At 69.2% G+C, this 15,590-nt stretch carries 13 protein-coding genes and 4 pseudogenes; 10 read left to right on the top strand and 7 right to left on the bottom strand.

From position 1 onward, the window contains the following. The first annotated feature begins 195 nt into the window (after window positions 1-195). From ACZ7GZ_RS37315 to ACZ7GZ_RS37295, 5 genes and pseudogenes are all read left to right on the top strand, one after another. A complete protein-coding gene (locus tag ACZ7GZ_RS37315; RefSeq protein ID WP_471031415.1) occupies window positions 196-762 on the top strand; it encodes a phosphatase PAP2 family protein in 567 nt (188 codons plus the stop codon). A 122-nt stretch (window positions 763-884) separates the two neighbouring features. Further along, window positions 885-1,313, top strand: coding sequence for a phage holin family protein (locus ACZ7GZ_RS37310; RefSeq protein WP_471031420.1), 429 nt, complete (start codon window positions 885-887; stop codon window positions 1,311-1,313). Next, window positions 1,310-1,792: a DUF3618 domain-containing protein gene (locus ACZ7GZ_RS37305; RefSeq protein ID WP_471031412.1), complete on the top strand. Its 483-nt coding sequence runs from the start codon at window positions 1,310-1,312 to the stop codon at window positions 1,790-1,792. The genes ACZ7GZ_RS37310 and ACZ7GZ_RS37305 overlap by 4 nt, the downstream gene beginning before the upstream one ends. A gap of 4 nt (window positions 1,793-1,796) precedes the next feature. Continuing rightward, complete coding sequence (locus ACZ7GZ_RS37300; protein WP_471031409.1) at window positions 1,797-2,063, top strand: DUF4235 domain-containing protein; 267 nt, start codon at window positions 1,797-1,799, stop codon at window positions 2,061-2,063. A gap of 372 nt (window positions 2,064-2,435) precedes the next feature. After that, window positions 2,436-2,657: pseudogene (locus ACZ7GZ_RS37295) on the top strand (IS5/IS1182 family transposase); the annotation flags it as partial. Between the two features lie 15 nt (window positions 2,658-2,672). Here ACZ7GZ_RS37295 and ACZ7GZ_RS37290 read toward each other — a convergent pair. Next, complete coding sequence (locus tag ACZ7GZ_RS37290) at window positions 2,673-3,608, bottom strand: alpha/beta fold hydrolase (protein WP_471031406.1); 936 nt, start codon at window positions 3,606-3,608, stop codon at window positions 2,673-2,675. Window positions 3,609-3,715: 107 nt separating this feature from the next. Between ACZ7GZ_RS37290 and ACZ7GZ_RS37285 the strand changes: the two genes are divergently transcribed. The 3 genes and pseudogenes from ACZ7GZ_RS37285 to ACZ7GZ_RS37275 form a co-directional block, all read left to right on the top strand. After that, window positions 3,716-4,318 (top strand): TetR/AcrR family transcriptional regulator, encoded by a 603-nt coding sequence (locus tag ACZ7GZ_RS37285; protein ID WP_471031404.1) that lies wholly within the window; start codon window positions 3,716-3,718, stop codon window positions 4,316-4,318. A 219-nt stretch (window positions 4,319-4,537) separates the two neighbouring features. Continuing rightward, window positions 4,538-4,714 (top strand): annotated as a pseudogene (locus ACZ7GZ_RS37280) (helix-turn-helix domain-containing protein); the annotation flags it as partial. A gap of 296 nt (window positions 4,715-5,010) precedes the next feature. Then, window positions 5,011-5,342 (top strand): annotated as a pseudogene (locus tag ACZ7GZ_RS37275) (hypothetical protein); the annotation flags it as partial. Window positions 5,343-5,515: 173 nt separating this feature from the next. On the opposite strand, the gene ACZ7GZ_RS37270 reads toward ACZ7GZ_RS37275, so the two are convergent. Further along, window positions 5,516-7,450, bottom strand: coding sequence for a trypsin-like serine peptidase (locus ACZ7GZ_RS37270; RefSeq protein WP_471031401.1), 1,935 nt, complete (start codon window positions 7,448-7,450; stop codon window positions 5,516-5,518). A gap of 80 nt (window positions 7,451-7,530) precedes the next feature. Between ACZ7GZ_RS37270 and ACZ7GZ_RS37265 the strand changes: the two are divergent. After that, a pseudogene (locus tag ACZ7GZ_RS37265) lies at window positions 7,531-7,974 on the top strand (transposase); the annotation flags it as partial. A 388-nt stretch (window positions 7,975-8,362) separates the two neighbouring features. Here ACZ7GZ_RS37265 and ACZ7GZ_RS37260 read toward each other — a convergent pair. The 4 genes from ACZ7GZ_RS37260 to ACZ7GZ_RS37245 form a co-directional block, all read right to left on the bottom strand. Beyond that, the gene (locus tag ACZ7GZ_RS37260) at window positions 8,363-8,821 is read right to left on the bottom strand and encodes a hypothetical protein (protein ID WP_471031399.1); all 459 of its coding nucleotides are present in this window, start codon (window positions 8,819-8,821) and stop codon (window positions 8,363-8,365) included. Beyond that, complete coding sequence (locus ACZ7GZ_RS37255) at window positions 8,818-9,705, bottom strand: protein-L-isoaspartate O-methyltransferase family protein (RefSeq protein WP_471031396.1); 888 nt, start codon at window positions 9,703-9,705, stop codon at window positions 8,818-8,820. The genes ACZ7GZ_RS37260 and ACZ7GZ_RS37255 overlap by 4 nt, the downstream gene beginning before the upstream one ends. Window positions 9,706-9,909: 204 nt before the next feature. Beyond that, a complete protein-coding gene (locus tag ACZ7GZ_RS37250) occupies window positions 9,910-11,289 on the bottom strand; it encodes an MFS transporter (protein WP_471031394.1) in 1,380 nt (459 codons plus the stop codon). A 279-nt stretch (window positions 11,290-11,568) separates the two neighbouring features. Further along, the gene (locus tag ACZ7GZ_RS37245) at window positions 11,569-13,437 is read right to left on the bottom strand and encodes an ABC transporter ATP-binding protein (protein ID WP_471031392.1); all 1,869 of its coding nucleotides are present in this window, start codon (window positions 13,435-13,437) and stop codon (window positions 11,569-11,571) included. A 1,047-nt stretch (window positions 13,438-14,484) separates the two neighbouring features. Here ACZ7GZ_RS37245 and ACZ7GZ_RS37240 point away from each other — a divergent pair. Continuing rightward, entirely contained in the window at window positions 14,485-15,147 is a 663-nt protein-coding gene (locus ACZ7GZ_RS37240; protein WP_471031390.1) for a peptidylprolyl isomerase, read from the top strand. Window positions 15,148-15,196: 49 nt separating this feature from the next. Here the strand turns inward: ACZ7GZ_RS37240 and ACZ7GZ_RS37235 are convergent, their stop codons facing one another. Continuing rightward, the gene (locus ACZ7GZ_RS37235; protein ID WP_471031389.1) at window positions 15,197-15,367 is read right to left on the bottom strand and encodes a hypothetical protein; all 171 of its coding nucleotides are present in this window, start codon (window positions 15,365-15,367) and stop codon (window positions 15,197-15,199) included. Between the last annotated feature and the right edge of the window lie 223 nt (window positions 15,368-15,590).

The raw sequence follows: 15,590 nt of genomic DNA, 5'->3' as shown, positions 1-15,590 counted from the left end.
TCAGAACTCGCAATGATTCGGAGACCTGGAGTGCTCACCTGCTGGCGGCTACGGACCGTAGTCTTCCCCACGGCCCGACAAGGCCCATTAGAGGCGTATGTGGTGGGGCACCATAGTTTTGGGCGTGGGACTGCGTGCGTCCCCCATGGAGGCGCCGTGCACGTGTGGGCAGGTCATCGCGGATATCTGCACTGCATGAGACAGCTGGCGGGGTTGCGCGATGTTGACCGGCGTCTGTCACAGCAGGCGGCTGCCTGTTGTCCGCGGGCTGTGGGCAGGGTGCTGTCGGCGGTGGAGGAGGCCGCGGAGAGCAGCAAGCTGTGGTGCGGCGCGGCCGTGGTGATGGCGGTGGTCGGCGGCTGGCACGGTCGACGTGCCGCGGCGTCGGGCGTTGCGGCGCCGGCGGTGGCGCAGCTGGCCTCCAACGGCCTGTGCAAGCAGCTGGCGGACCGGCCCCGGCCGCCCAAAGAGTGGTTCCCGCACGACGAGGTCGAGGACCGCCCTCAGTCGTCCTCGTTCCCTTCCGGGCACACTGCGGCCGCCGTCGCTTTCACCGCGGCCGTTGCCCCCGCCTGGCCGCTGGCCCGCGCGTCGTGCGCGGTGCCGGCGGTGATGGTGGCCGCAGAGCGGGTGCGTCCGGCGCCCACTACCCCAGCGACGTCGCCACCGGGGCGCTCATCGGCCTGGCCAGCGTCTGGTTCACCCGCCACGCCCCCGTACCTGCTGCTCCGCCAGCGTCTGCGCAGCGGGTTGCCGTGGTGAGACGTCGCAGGAATGTGGTCTGCGGGCCCTGAGTCGGCCCGCTGAGGGTACTCGCGCGCTCGTGAGGGCCGGGACGCGGTGAGCGGCTTGGCCGGAAGCGAGAATGGCGGGAGGTGATCGCCGTGTCGGGCACGCAGCCGCATGTCACCGGAGGTGACCGGGATACCGGTCAGGAGCCGGTGAGCGAGCTGGTGCAGCGGGCCTCGCAGCAGCTGACCGAGCTGGTGCGCGGTGAACTGCGCTTGGCGCAGGCGGAGATGAAGGAGAAGGGCAAACGGTACGGCAAGGGCGGTGGCCTGTTCGGCGGCGCTGGCGTAGTCGGGTTCCTGATGCTGCAGGCCCTGGTGGCGACCGTGATCGCGGCGCTGGCGCTGCTGCTGCCGGTGTGGGGCGCGGCACTGACCGTCACCGCCGTCCTGGGCGTGATCGCCGCGGTGATGGCGCTGACGGGCAAGAAACAGGTCAGCCAGGCCGCGCCGCCCACCCCCGAGCAGACGGTCGAGAACGTAAAGGCCGATGTGGCCGAGATCAAGGAGAGTGCGAAGCGATGACCCAGCCGCCTCACGACGAGCCCACCGCCTCCAGCCCCGAGGAACTGCGTGAGCAGGTAGAGCAGACCCGTTCCGAGCTCGGGGAGACGGTGGAGGCGCTCGCAGCGAAGACCGACGTGAAGACCCGAGTGAAGGACAAGGCCGCTCAGGTGAAGCAGGTGACCGCGGACAAAGCGAGCGCAGTGAAGGAGCAGGCTGCGGCCAAGACCGGCGAGGTCAAGACCAAGGCCGCCGACGTCGCGCACCAGGTACAGGCCAAGCTGCCCGACCCGGTCAAGGACAAGGCGGCCCAGGCTGCCGAGCAGGCCCGGGCCAAGGCAACGCAGGCGGGGCAGCTGTGGCAGGAGAAGGCGCCGGAGCCGGTGCGGGCCAAGGCCGCCCAAGGCACCAGGATCGCCCGGGACAACCGCACCGTACTGCTCGCGGCAGCCGCCGGCGCGTTCGTGCTGTGGCTGGCCTGCCGCCGCAGGAAGGGATGACGGTATGAAGGCGTCGAAGATCGCCTACAAGCCGGTCGGCCTGGCACTGGGAGCCGTCAGCGGCGTGATTGCCGGAGCGGTGTTCAAACAGGCGTGGAAGATGCTCGGCCACGACGAGGACGCCCCGGACGCCACCGACGAGGAACGGACCTGGCGCGAGGTGCTGCTCGCCGCCACCCTGCAGGGCGCGATCTTCGCCGGCGTCAAGGCCGCCGTCGACCGCGCCGGCGCCACCGCCAGCCAACGCCTGACCGGCACCTGGCCCGGCTGACCCCACACCAGAGGGTGCCGGTAAGACATGGATACCGGCACCCTTGGCGCACTACAGGTTCGGTGGGAAACTGCGGTCAAAGGCGTGGCACGGGCGGGCGGTGATGGTCGCCATCGCGGTGACCACCGTAATCCTCGCGGTGGTGTCCGCCGCCGTGTGTGACTTCCCGAGGTGAGTGTCTCTGAGCTGTTCGGGGAGCCGGTGGTGCGGCGCCGGCGCGCCGTGACCGGCCAGCTTCCGCCAAGGCAGCAGGACGACGTGGCGGGCGGGCGGACTGGTCGGACGCCCTCTCCGGCGGCGGTGCAGCACACGGGTCCTGTACAGCCCGCAGGGCTGCCTGCCCGGCTGGAACGTACTCCCGGCGGTGCAGCTCCCGAGCGCCGCGACCAGCGGACCCACCGCCAGAACCGCGGCAGCCGAGGAGGTCGACCCACCAGCTTCGACCGTTCACGCTGCGCCCGCAGGAACGAGGTCGAGCGGACAATCAATCAGCTCAAGAGCTTCCGGGCCGTAGCAACGCGCTTCGACAAGCGGGCCTACGTCTTTCACGGCACCGTGACTGTAGCCGCGGTCCGGCTTTGGCTTCGCGCGTGACCCGCCGGGCGGTCCTTAACGTGATGTCGGCAGCCCAAGGTCGGCGGCATTCATGAAGTCGAGCATCTTATGGTTGGTCAGCTCCGCGTGGTCGATCTGCGGGCCGTGGCCGGTCCGGGAGATGATCTCGGCCCTTGCGCCGGGGATCAGCCGGGGCACGCGTTCGACCTGCCGGTCGGGGTGCACCAGGAGGCTGCGCCTGCCGAGCACCAGGTACAACGGCGTGCGGACGGCCCCCAGTTCGGCGTCGGTGAGGGGTTGCGGCACGGGCCGGCGGATGCGGTAGGCGCGCACGCCGGTCCGGATCATGGTGCGCAGTTCCGGCACGACGAGGACGGGTTGTTCCAGCCAGGACGCGAGCCGTGGCCGCAGCGCCTTGGGGGCGAAGGTGGCGAACAGGCTGGCGAAGATCCACACGAAGAAGCGCAATCCCACCTTCTCCAGACCTCCTGGGTCGAGCAGTGTGACCGAGGCGAGGCGTTCCGGCGCGCGGTACGCCTGGTTCAGGACGAGCCAGCCGCCGTACGACGAGCCGAGGAGGTGCACACGGTCGAGCCCGAGGCCGGCGAGCGTCTCGTCCAGCCACTGCGCGGCGCGCTCGGGCTCGTGGATGGGCGCGCGCTGCACGCTGCGGCCGGGGTCGCCCGGGGTGTCGATGGCATAGACGGGCCTTTCGGCGCTGAGGGCGGGAGTGTTCGGGTACCACATGGCGGAGCAGGAGCCGGCTCCGTGGACGAGGACGAGGGGGGTGCGCTCGCGGGCGGCCGGGTCCTCGGGGTCGTAGCGGTAGACGTGCGTGGTCCCGAAGGAGGTCTCCACGTCCTCCTCCCAGGACGCGGGCGCACCCAGCGCGTAGACCGCGTCGCAGGCCGCGAAGTAGCGCGCACGCCAGGCGTCGCTGACAAAGCGGCCGACATCGGGCTGGGAACGGGCTGTTGTGGGCTCGGGCACGGCCACCTCCTGGGCAGTCGGTCTTTGTGATACGAACGTACCACAAACGTGGTACGGCTGTATCATCAAAAATCGGAGACGCGATCCGAGGAACGGAGAGTCGAAGCATGCCCAAGCGCGTGGATCACGCAGAGCGGCGCACCGAGATCGCGCAGGCCCTCGTCCGGGCCGCCGGACGACAAGGGCTGCACGCTGTAGGTATGCGGGACGTGGCGGCCGAGGCGGGCGTCTCACTGCGGCTGGTGCAGTACTACTTCGAGTCCAAGGAGAAGCTGCTCCTCTTCGGACTGCGGCATCTGACCGACAGGTTCGCGGAACGGGTGACCGCCCGGCTCGGCGCCGCCGATGACAACCCCGGACCGCGGGCGGTGATCGAGGCGCTGCTGACGGCGGCCCTGCCGGTCGACGAGGAGAGCCGCCTGTTCCATCACCTCTACACCTCGTACGCCGTGCTGTCGGTCACCGACGAGGCCCTCGCGGCCCAGCCCTTCATCAAGGATCCCGACACCGCCGAGATCACCCTCACCGGGCTGCTGCAGCAGGCGGCGGACGCCGGACTGCTCCGGGCCGGCACGGACACCCATGCCGAAGCGGTCGGCTTGCTGGCCATGTCCGCGGGGCTCGGCACCAGCGTCCTGGTGGGCCAGCGCGACGCCGAATCCGCCACGGCCGTCCTCCACTACCACCTGGACCGCATCTTCCGGCCCTGAAGCACGGACGCCACCCGGGCCCAGGACACCTGGGAGGAATTCCCGCCTTGCCAGCCGTGTCACCTGAGCCTCTGCTACGCCCACGAGACGTAGGCGGACGATGCCTGTGAAGCCGCCTCTGCACCACGTGAGTTGCGAAGCGTCCGGGTTGCCGTGCCTTGCAGACCGTGGTCTTACGGAAGCGGGCACTGCCCTTCAACTTGCCAGTTCTTCCAGGACGAGGACGCCACGGTCGCCGCGTGGATACGCTGCCTTCGCCTGGAGGCGGCCCGCCGTGACCTTGCCGACCCGGCGCACCAGGCCGTCCCCCTCCACGCTATCGACGCCCGCTGGGGATTTGCCCGCGCAGCCGACTTCAGCCGCGCCCACCGCGCGGCCTACGGCGCCACGCCCCAAGGACCACCGGCACCAGGCTCTCCATCACCGCGAGTGAGTTCGCTGCCCAAACAGTTGTGCACGCATCGCGCACGCCTCGGAGGGCACCGGACCGGAGGCGGCCCAGGCAGCAACGCAAAACCCCGGGCATTCTCGCCCGGGGCTTCTGCGTGCTTCGTGGCGTCTGGCCGTGCCAATGACCCGCCGTTGCCCGTATCGAGCATGCCCGATCGGCTGTTCGCCAACGATGCTGAACTTGAGCAGCACGGCGTTCTGCGCGATTTCGCCGGGGGCTGACTGCTCATCAGGCAGGCGACGTCGATACGACCGTCCAGCGATGGGCACCGGCCCACGCCGACCTGAAATGGGCCAACGTCACTGCACCGGTGTTCAGCCTCTTCGACTGGGAGGACTGGGGCAACGCCCCGCAAGGGCTGGACTCCGCGTCGCTGTGGGCAAGCTCGCTTGCCGTCCCAGCTTTGGCCGATCGCGTATGGCAGAACGTCGGCATGACTTCGAGAATCGGGATGGCAAGCTGATGAGGCTGTTCGTCTGCTCGAAGATCCTCAGCCCGTACGCGCATCCGGAGGACCCTCGGCCTGGGCCTGCGCGACACATGGCCGAACAGATCATCGGGGAACTTCAGGCGGGCACGAGCGGCCCCGAAGGAGGCTCCGGTACTCCTGGACCGTCCGCTCCTCGACATCGCGGGCCAAGGCGCCGACGAGGTCGCAGAGAAGGGATGCGTCGGACTGGGCCGGTCGCGCGCGACGATAGTGCGCTCGGCTCGGAGCGCCGCCGCTGTGCCGTGCGTCGACCGGATCACGCGGCAGGAACAAGGTTCTCCTCGGTACCGAGGTGGTTGGCGGTGGTGTCGATGTACATCGTGGTCTCGCCGTCGGACCAGCGGACGACGAGGTCGTCGGCACGGCCGTTGCCCGTGAAGTCGCCGGCGGTCATGACCGTGTTGTGGGTCCAGGTCGAGTTGGCGTCCTTGACCCGCGACGCGCTGCCCAGGCCGGAAGTGCCGGTGCCGACGTAGCTGTCGAGCTCGCCGTTCGCCCACTGGACCATCAGGTCCCACTTCTGGTGGCCGGAGAACTCACCGGCGGTAAGCAGGTTGGCGTCCTGCCAGGAGTGGTTCGACTTGTCGGGGTCGACGAGCTGGTACTCCTGGCCGAAGCTGCCCGCACTGACGTTGGTGTAGAGGGTGACCTCGCCGTCCGACCAGCGGACGATCAGGTCGGTGACGTACTGCTGCGCGTTGAAGCGGCCCGCGGTGATCTGGGTGGCGTACTTCCAGAGGTGGGTCTTGTTGGGGTCGGCCATCTGAGTCCCTGCCCATTTCAGGCCATTGGAGCCGACGTCACCGTAGAGCGTGACCTCGCCGTCCGACCAGCGCACCAGTAGGTCGGACTGGTTCGAGCCGGCGAAGTCACCGGCGGTGATGGTCTCCGCGTGCGGCCAGGTGGTGTTCTTGGGCATCAGCTGGCGCTCGCTGGTGAAGTTGCCCCGGCCGTCGCTGTTGTAAAGGGTGACCTCGCCGTCCGTCCACACCACGATCATGTCGCTGCGGCCCTTGCCGTTGAAGTCACCGGAGGCCATCAGCTGGGCGTGCTGCCAGGTGTCGCCGCCGCCCAGCGAGTACGGGAGCGGAGGCTGGTCGTACGAGCTGCCGTGGTTGACGTGCTGGTTGGCCTTGGCCTCCTCGTAGAGACGGAAGAACCAGTCGCCGTGCGCCGGGCTGTAGGTGATGTAGTCGACGTTGGCGTCATTGCCGCCGCCGTTGTAGCCGCCGACGCTGCCGACGATCACACCGGTGCCGGAGGCCGAGTCGATCTTCGAGAACCAGGGGCCGCCCGAGACGCCGCCGTACATACCCCGGCACAGGGCCTGGATCTGGTAGAAGCCGGACAGGGGCCGGGTCTGGACCGGACAGCGGACGGCGTGGTCTTCCGAGTCGTACTTGGCCATGGGGTAACCGACCATCGTCAGGTTGAGGTTGTACCCCGGGGTGCGGGCGAGGGTGTTGGCGCCCACCACGTCCTGGGCTTTCTTGTCGCTGGGCGAGGCCGCGAGGCTGCCGAAGGCGAAGTCCAGGTCCGAGGCCTTGCTCTTGATCTCGTGCCCCGCCGGATACCGGTTGTCCACGAACCAGTCGTTGACGCGGTAGAACCCGTACTCCTGCTTGTCCAGCGGGTACTCGGTGCGGTACCAGGGCACGAACACCGCCTTGCCGCCGGCGCAGTGCCCCGCGGTGAGGATCAGGTTGTGTCCCGGGCTCTCCACCACGCTGGCCGTGCAGGTGTGCGCCTGCATCTCGCCGGTGGTCGGGTTCTTGTCATAGGTGAAGAGGGTGCCGACCGACTTCATGCCGAGGAAGTGCTCGGCGGTCGGCATGCTCGCTGCCAGTCCCCGCTGCCGGACATTGGCGTTCGGGGTCGCCTTGGGCTTGGCGGGGTCGACCGCCGAGGCCATGCGCTGGGGCGTCCAGAATTTGAGGGCGTCCGCGTCCGTCCAGCCGCTCTTGTCGGTCGGCTTGGCAGGGGGCAGACCCTTGCTCGGGGAAGGCGAGGGCGGTTTCGGCGCCGGGGTCGCACCGTGCCTCGCGCTAACGGAGGGCGTGCCGACGGAGGTTGGGACGGGTCTCTGCTTGCCGCCGTCGGCGTGGGCGAGCGCGGAGCCGCCCATCAGGAACACCGCGGCGCTGACTGCCGAAACGGCGATGCGCTGTATTCGTGTGCGTGAGCTACGCAAGGGAAGAACCTTCCTGCTCATGAGGAAACTCCGGCCCGAATCGACCGGAGAAGTCTGGAATGCCCGGGAGAAGCCGGTCAAAGGGTACGGAGCCGTCCGCGTGTGTGATCGACGCGCAGAGCGTGAAGACCTCCACGAGTGTCCCGGCCACCGGGCAGGGCACGGATGCGGCCAAGAAGATCGTCGGCCGCGAGCGGAGCATCGTCACCGACACCCTCGGACTACTGCTCGCGGTACTGGTCACGGCCGCGAGCGTGCAGGACTCCCTCGCCGGTACCCACCTGGTCGACCAGGTGGCGGCCGCCCACCCGGCGATCCGGAAAGTCTGGGTGGACGGCGGCTACCGCCAGCACCTCGTCCAGCACGCCGCCACCCTCGGCATCGACATGAAAATCGTCCAACGTACCCCCGGGGCCGGGGGATTCACCCCGCTGCCAGAACGTTGGACTGTGGAACGGACCTACGGAAGGCTGATGTTCCATCGCCGCCTGGCGCGCGACTATGAGACCCTGCCCACCCGCTCCTGCCCGAGCTCGGGCTCAGCGCCGGGGAGACGGTGACACAGCGGCAGATAGCTGCTGTTCGGCGAGGGCCGGCACCCGGACGCCGACCGGATGGAGCGTGAGCGCCTGGACGAAGGCGCTTCCCCCGACACGGCGCGGTTGGAGACTGTCCTCGGTCAGCCGATCACGACGGGGCCGTTCACGGCGTTACGACGACGGGTGGCTGCGCACCCCAACCGTCCGCTGTGGGCGGATAGCTGGGGCGCGTATGAGTAACTGCTTGCCGCATGGAATGCGGATGTGCACGCAGACGCTCCGAATCACGAGCGGCCGACAAGTCACTCGCTCTGCCTCCGCCGATGGCGCCGGCTGCTCGAGGCGGGGCGTGGTGAACGTACCGCTCGGGCGCTCAGGGACAGACCCACTTGGTGATATAGAATTTCCCCTTGTACGTCATGACGCCTCGCACGCACTCTTCCGCGTCAATGTGAACCCCCTTAGAGAGTTCTGCGTATCCGTTTCGGGTCTTCTTGTGGCCGAACCCAACGCTTACGCTTTTGTTCGTCCGGTTGTAGTGCTCCATACCGAGTCCGACGGTGATCTCTGGGTCGTCGGGGTGCGCGGAATTCCAGTAGGAGACCGCGAACTTGTACGTGCCCGCTGTACCCACGTGCCCGCCTCTGATGCACAGTTGCCCCCCGTTGCTGGTGTCTCCACAGCCGTCCGGTGTGAGGTTCGCGGCGGGCGCGGCGGCCACGGTCGATCCCAGCACGGCCACCACGGCCGCGGTAACAGCCAATGCGTGTTTAATTCTCATTTCTCCCCCTTGGACCGGCGGACCAGCGACGTCGGCCCGCCGACCGATCATGCCCTTGCCCACCTCGTGTGTCGTGAGCACTGCGTACACAGCGCCCTTAGCTCTCGGTGAACCAGTAGTGCTTGGTCAGGTTGATATTGGTTCTGGCATGTTGCGGTGACGTGGCCGCGCGGCCTGCCCGTCAGCACCACCTGAAGCCTGCCTTTCAGCGTGCGGGTGGCGCGGATCTGGCCGGGCCAGCTGGGCGTTCTGGTCACGAGCGTGGTCAGCAGCGTGCCGCCGGCGGCGAGCTGCTCCACCCATGCCAGCGGGAGAGACGGCACGCCGATGCCGGAATGGATCCGGTCATACGGTGCGGCGGCGGCGTGTCCGTTGAGCGCGTCACCTTCGATGACCGCCGTTCCCAGCCCGAGGCGGTCCAGGTTCCGCTGGACGAACAGGCTCATGTACGGATCGCGTTCGACGCCGGTGGCGAGGCCGGGGCCCGTGATGGCGGCGGCGAGCGCGAGAGAGGTTCCCGGACCCGAACCCAGGTCCAGGAACCGCTGCCCGCTCTTCAGGTTGAGGCATTGCAGCACCTCGACGGTGGCGGGAGCGTAGGTGCTCATGGAGGTCATGTGGCCGCCGGTCACCGGACCCCGGCCGAGGGTATCCAGCGGCTCGCCGTCGCGCTGCAGCAGGACGGAGTCGCCGCTGTGGACGAGGTCGAGCCACTCCGCCTGGTCGTCGGGATGAGCGCCGTCCAGAAGCCGCCACTGGATCGGCTCGATGCCAGGACCGCTCTCCCGGAGGTAGGCGTGGGGGAGGAGCAGTTCCCGGCGGACTTGGAGCAGGGCGTCGCGCAGCAGCGGATCGGTCAGCACACCATCGGTGACGAGGCGGTCGACCATCGCGGTGCGTGCGGCAGTGGTGACAGCGAGCAGGTCAGCGGACATGGGCTCGGGCATACTCGGGCGTTTGGAGGCGCTCGACGAGGAGCCCTCTGCTCGTTCTTGTGTAGCTGAGCCCTCGGCCGTCGTTGCAGTACTCGGGCCGGGCAGCGCGGACGCATCCCACGTCCCGGCGCGGTGCTTGGAAGTGCCATCTGGCCGCTGGGCGGTTTCGTGCCTGGGCCGGGGGGACGTTTCCATCCGAGGAGCTCACTTCTGCCGCCTCCAGTTGCGCTGTCCCTCGTCAGCACGGGCCGCGTCGGGTGAAGGGGAGGGGGAGGGGACGGGTGGTTGCACGAGTGGATCTCCTGGACGGGAGGGGACAGGCTGGGGTCCGGGCATCTGGCGGAGGCCGCGTAGTGGGGAGCGGTGGAGGACCATGAGGGGGACGAGGAGCAGGCAGGTGCCGACGATCAGGGTGGGCCGTACGCCGATCCGCGTCCCGAGGCCGCCCGCGGCCAGGGCGGCCACCGGCCGGGCGCCTGAGGTGAGCCAGGTACTCACGGCCTGCATGCGGGCCTGCATGCCCGCGGCGGTGACGACCTGGCGAATGGAGCGCTGGGTGGTTCCCGCCGCCGCGGCGCAGGCCAGCTGGAGAAACAGGGCGGCGCAGATGCCGATCTGCCAGGCCAGGGCTGGGGAGGCGAGAAGCAGCGGGATCTGGGTGAGCGGGGTGAGCGCGAGCGCGACGAGCATCATCGGCCCGGGCCCGTACCGTCGCGCGAGCGCCGGGGCGGCCAGCGCACCTGCCGCCGCGCCGAGGGCTCCGAGCCCCAGGACCACCCCGAAGGCGGTTGGGCTCATCGAAAGGGACTTGAGCAGGTACAGGGCCCACAGGGTGTTGAGGAGTGCCAGGGCGGCCGAGGTGGTCGCGTTGACCAGGGTCAGCGTGCGCAGCCGGTGGTCACGGCGTACGTACCTCAGGCCCTCACCGATCTCGGTGTGCAGACGGCGGCTTCCTGCTCGCGCCCGGGTGGTCTCGCGTGTCTGGATGCGGGCGGTGCACCAGGCGCTGACGAGGTAGGAGCCGACGTCACCGAGCAGTGCCCGGGCCGGTCCGAGAAGCGCGGTCAGGGCGGCGCCGAGGTTGCTGCCGGCGGTGGCGGCGACGGCGAACAGGGCGCCGATACGGCTGTTGCTCCGTTGGATCAGGGACCGGCCGACCAGGCTGGGCAGGAGACTGATCGCGGCGGCGTCGTGCAGCACGCCCGCCGCACCCTGCACCGCAGCGACCACCATGAGCTGGGCCAGAGACAGCCTGCCCAGCGCCGCCGCGACCGGCACACTGGCCAGCGCGGCGGCGCTGACCAGATCCCCGGTGATCATCTGCTTCCGCTTGGAGTGCCGGTCGGCCAGCGCTCCAGCGGGCAACGCCAGGAGCGCGGGCGGGAGTTGGCCCATGAACGTGATCCAGGCAACCTGGGCAGGGCCGGCATCCAGTTCGAGCACGGCCAGCACGGGCAGGGCCATCGAGCTGATCGAGCTGCCGGCCACGCTGGCGGCCTGGCCGGTCAGGTACCGACGGAAGTCCTGGTGTTGCCACAGCGACGTCCGTCCGGCCGGCGAGACGGGTTCACACGGGGAGGACATGACATACCCCCTCGGCACCCCTCGGGCGCACGCCTGGCGCGACCGTGGGCGCGTGATCGTGTTGCCCGGGCATCCCAGGCACCGCGGTGTCCACGCCCGGGTCGCTGCCCGGGACACGGCCGTGGAGGAGGAACACCTTCCGCCGCACACGAAGGGGGGCCTCACATGGCCGTGGGCCGGTCAGCACATCGGCATCCGGACGGGGTGGCAGGGCGGTGTGCCGTGTGCTCACGGCGGCGGACAGGTCCGTGAACACGGTGCTCTTCTGCGGCCGTGTGTTCATGCGCGTGCCTGCCGCTGTTCGTCATCGTCCATGGCATCCGAGGAGACCTGGCAGGACAGCAGCTGTCTGAACAAGCCGGGCTGCTGAGACAACTGTTCGTAGGTGCCCTCCTGCACGACCCTGCCCTCGTCGAGAACGACGATCCGGTCGGCTACGGCGACGCTGGTGATGCGGTGGGTCACCAGCAGTACCACCCGGTCCCGCGCAAGACCCCGTAGCCGCTGGAAAATCCGGTACTCGGCAAGCGGATCGAGGTTCGCGGTCGGCTCGTCGAGGACCAAAAGCCCCGCCTGGCGGAAGAACGCCCGTCCGAGAGCAATGCGCTGCCACTGGCCCCCGCTCAGTTCCTCCCCGTTGAGCCACTCGCGGGCGAGAAGGGTGTCCAGGCCGGCGCCGAGCTTGTCGACGACCTCGTCGGCGCCGGCGGCCTCACACGCCTCACGCACCGCCGCGTCGCCACGCGTCGAGGGCTGCCCGAGGGTGATGTTCTCCCGCACCGTCAAAGGCCAACGTGCATAGGTCTGGGGTACCAGGGCCACCTGCTGCCACAGCGCCTGCGGTTCGGCGTCGCCGGTGGGAACGCCGTCCCACAGCACCTGCCCGTCGGTGGGCAGGTACAGGCCGCTGATCAATTTCGACAGCGTCGACTTTCCCGAGCCGTTGAAGCCGACCAGGGCGGTGACCTCGCCCTGGCGCAGGGTGAGCGTCACGTCGGACAGAGCGTCTTGGTTCTTGCCCGCGTACCGGTGCGTGACCGACTTGATCTCGATCTTCTTCGGCGGCCCCGGGTGATGCGCGCCCCGGCGCATGCGGAACCCTCCGGCCTTGTCCAGGAAGCCGCTCCAGTCGTCCATGTACAGGCCCGTGCGCACGGCGCGCGCCCCTACCGAGACCAGACCGCGGACCGACTGGCCCACCGTCTGCAAGGCGAAAACAGCCGTCCCGGCGTGTCCGACGCTGATGCGGCTGGTGGCCAGCAGCCATACGACGGCCGCCCATACGACCGCTGCCCCCACGCCGCCGCACAGTGCGCCGATCAGGGACATGCGGGCTCCCTTGTCGGCGGCGGCGCGGTCCTCGCGGTTGATCCGGGCGACCGTCTGCCGGTACCGGCCGGAGAGGAAACCGGCCATGGTGCCGGCACGGATCTGGTCGGCGGCCTCCTTGGTGTAGATGTGCCAGCGCAGAATCGACAGCATCCGCAGGTCGCCGTTGCTGCGCAGGTTCGCCAGGTATCGCACACGTGCGGCGCTGACCTGGGCCAGGGCCTGCGGCAGGCTGGCCGCGACCAGAAGGGGGAGCAGGACCCAGTGCACGCCGGCCAGCACGATCGCTCCGGCGACGAAGGAGGCCGACGAGGCGATCAGGTCCTGCCCCTCGTCGATCAGGTCCCCGGTGACCTGCGCCCCGCGGTCGGCGGCTTCGCGGTCGTGGTTGAAGTCGGGCTCGTCATAGGCGCACAGCTCCACCTCGGCGCAGCCGGTGAGCAGCATCTGCTCGGCCTCGCGCGACATCAGTGGGCCCAGCCGTGAGGACAGCCAGTTGACGGTGATCCCCAAAAGGGCGCGTACGCCGGCGGTGCCGGCCAGGAGGGCCACAGACGGCCACGCCTGAAGGAGCCGCTGGTAGGCGTCTCCGCTGGTGAGCAGGGCGGTCATGGTGCCGCTGATGGCGACCAGGCCGAGAGATTGCATCACGCCGGTGACGGCCTGGCACAGCAGGAGAGCGATGGTCGCTCGGCGGTCGACGCGCCACGCGAGGGCCAGTGACCGGCGTACCAGCTGGGGCAGCCGCCGGGCCATATCGCGCATCCTGATCGAACGGCCGGCCGCTTCACGGCTCCCCGTCAGATCGACATACCGCATCTGCGGCTCACTGGCAGCCGATTCCGATGGCTCATCCGGCTCGGCTTTAGAGGACGCGTCGGTCCCGGTCGTCGGTCCGGGGCGCAACGAAGAGGGGGTGGACTCCAGCGGGGCGGTGCGCGGCCCCGGGACGTTGTCGGGTGATGCATCGGTGGGCTCACTCATGCCGTCCACCCCGTATCGGATCGTGCTGCGCGCTGGGCGGCGGCGTCAACCGGGCGCCCGGATCGTGCGGAGCACGGGCCAGCCGGCACGGGACGTTCGAATACGGCGGCGGGATTCACGGGTACGTGCACGGGATTCACGGAGTCCTCCAGATGGACGCACGAGGGGTACTGGTGCTCTAACAACGGCCCCCGGACGGGTCTGTCACGGGCGGATCCGGGGCAGATCGTGGACGGATGTTCTATTGGGTGGCCTTGGTCAAGCGGGCCTTGTCGCGAGGTGCGCCTGCATCGCTCGAACAGCTCGGATCACCCCTTCGAGGTATTGCGGGGATCCCGTCGGGCGCGGTGTGGGCATGGCAATGAGGAGCAGCGGCGGAAGTGGCGTCCGCTGCTCTTGGGCTGGGGCGGGTCAGGTCCCGGTCTGCTCCAGTGCCGCGTTCCAGGCGGCGAGGGCGTCCTTGTCCCGGTCTTTGCGACCTGCGGCCGGGCGTCGCACGCTGATCTCCGTGCCGTCGATGATCCGGTCTGACCGCCGGCGCCCAGCCCGCGGTCCTGGTCGCGTTCATCCCTCGGGCGTGTGCGGGCAGGTCTCGCGTTGCTGGCACCTTCCCGGCACGCCTGTGCCTACAGCCGCCCAGAAGGCCCGGGAGTCCTGGAAGTGGCCACCCAGGGTGTGCCAGGGGCACCGCCACGGCCGCGGCTGGCGTGCCGGTCAGAGGACCGCCCATCGTGCTGTCCGTGTCCTGTCGTCCGGTTGCCGCGCCGCCCACCCGCCCAAGTTGACGGTGCATGGCGCAGGGGTTTCACCCGGACGGCGGTGCGGGCAGGATGAGGCGGCCATGACATGCCCATACGGTGCTGACCCGAAGGGAACCGTCTCGTGCTCCGTAAGCCAAGCGCCCTGCTTGCCGCCTCCGCCCTGCTCCTCCTTGGCATCGCGACACAGGCCGCGGCCGACACCCCGCCCCCTGCCGCGCCGTCGGCCGCCTGCACCTACACGCCGGCCGTTCCCGCAGACAACTTCAAAGGGATACCGGTGTTCGACCCGGTGAAGGCCGCCAAGCCGTACAGCGCGACGCTGCGCACCGGCCAGGGCGCCATCACCTTCCGGGCACTGACCGACAAGGCTCCCTGCACCACGTACTCCTTCAAGTTCCTCGCCCAGCGCGACTACTTCGACCGCTCGCACTGCCACCGGCTCACCACCGCGCGCATCTACGTGCTCCAGTGCGGTGACCCGACCGGCACCGGGAGCGGCGGACCCGGTTACTCATTCCCCGACGAGAACTTGACCGGGGCGACCTATCCTGCCGGGACGGTGGCGATGGCCAACGCTGGGCCCAACACCAACGGAAGCCAGTTCTTCTTCGTCTGGAAGGACACCAGACTCTCGCCCGCCTACACGCCGTTCGGCAAAGTCACCGCGGGCCTCGACGTGCTCCAGAAGATCGCGGTGGGCGGCGAGGACGACCAGAACGGGCCGGGAGACGGCTTTCCGACGCTGCCGGTGAACATCAAGCGCGTACAAATCAAGAGCAGGTAGTACGGTCCTGCGTCGGCCCGGTCCTTGCCGGCAGCTTCGTCCGTCCCGGTCATGGTCGGCGTCGTACGAGTTGGCCGACGAGATCGTCCAGCGGGGAAGAAATTCCATGGGTGATCTTGCTGATCGGGTGGGCGAACGACAACAGCTGCGGACCGCCGGCCCGGTCGCGCGCCCTCGGCGCATCCGGTTTGACGATGTCCAGACCGAAGGCCCCGGACACACCGCCTTCCGGGCCAATGCCGATGAGAAGCTCACGGGCCGAGACATCGACCCCGGACGTCGAGGCCCGGCCGTCGATTCCGGCGCAACGCGCTGGGGCTGGTGCCGGTCAAGCGAGACGTCGTTCCATGGCTGCCGGTTGGGGTCCCCGGCACGAGGCGGTATGGCGGAGTCGACCTCCACGAACACCTCAATTGGCGGCCTGCACCGCCTATCCGGCGCCG

The sequence above is a fragment of the Streptomyces sp. NPDC037288 genome (genome assembly GCF_055603265.1).
Note: the sequence above shows the minus strand (reverse complement) of the source record. Positions and strands in the feature narration are given on the sequence as shown.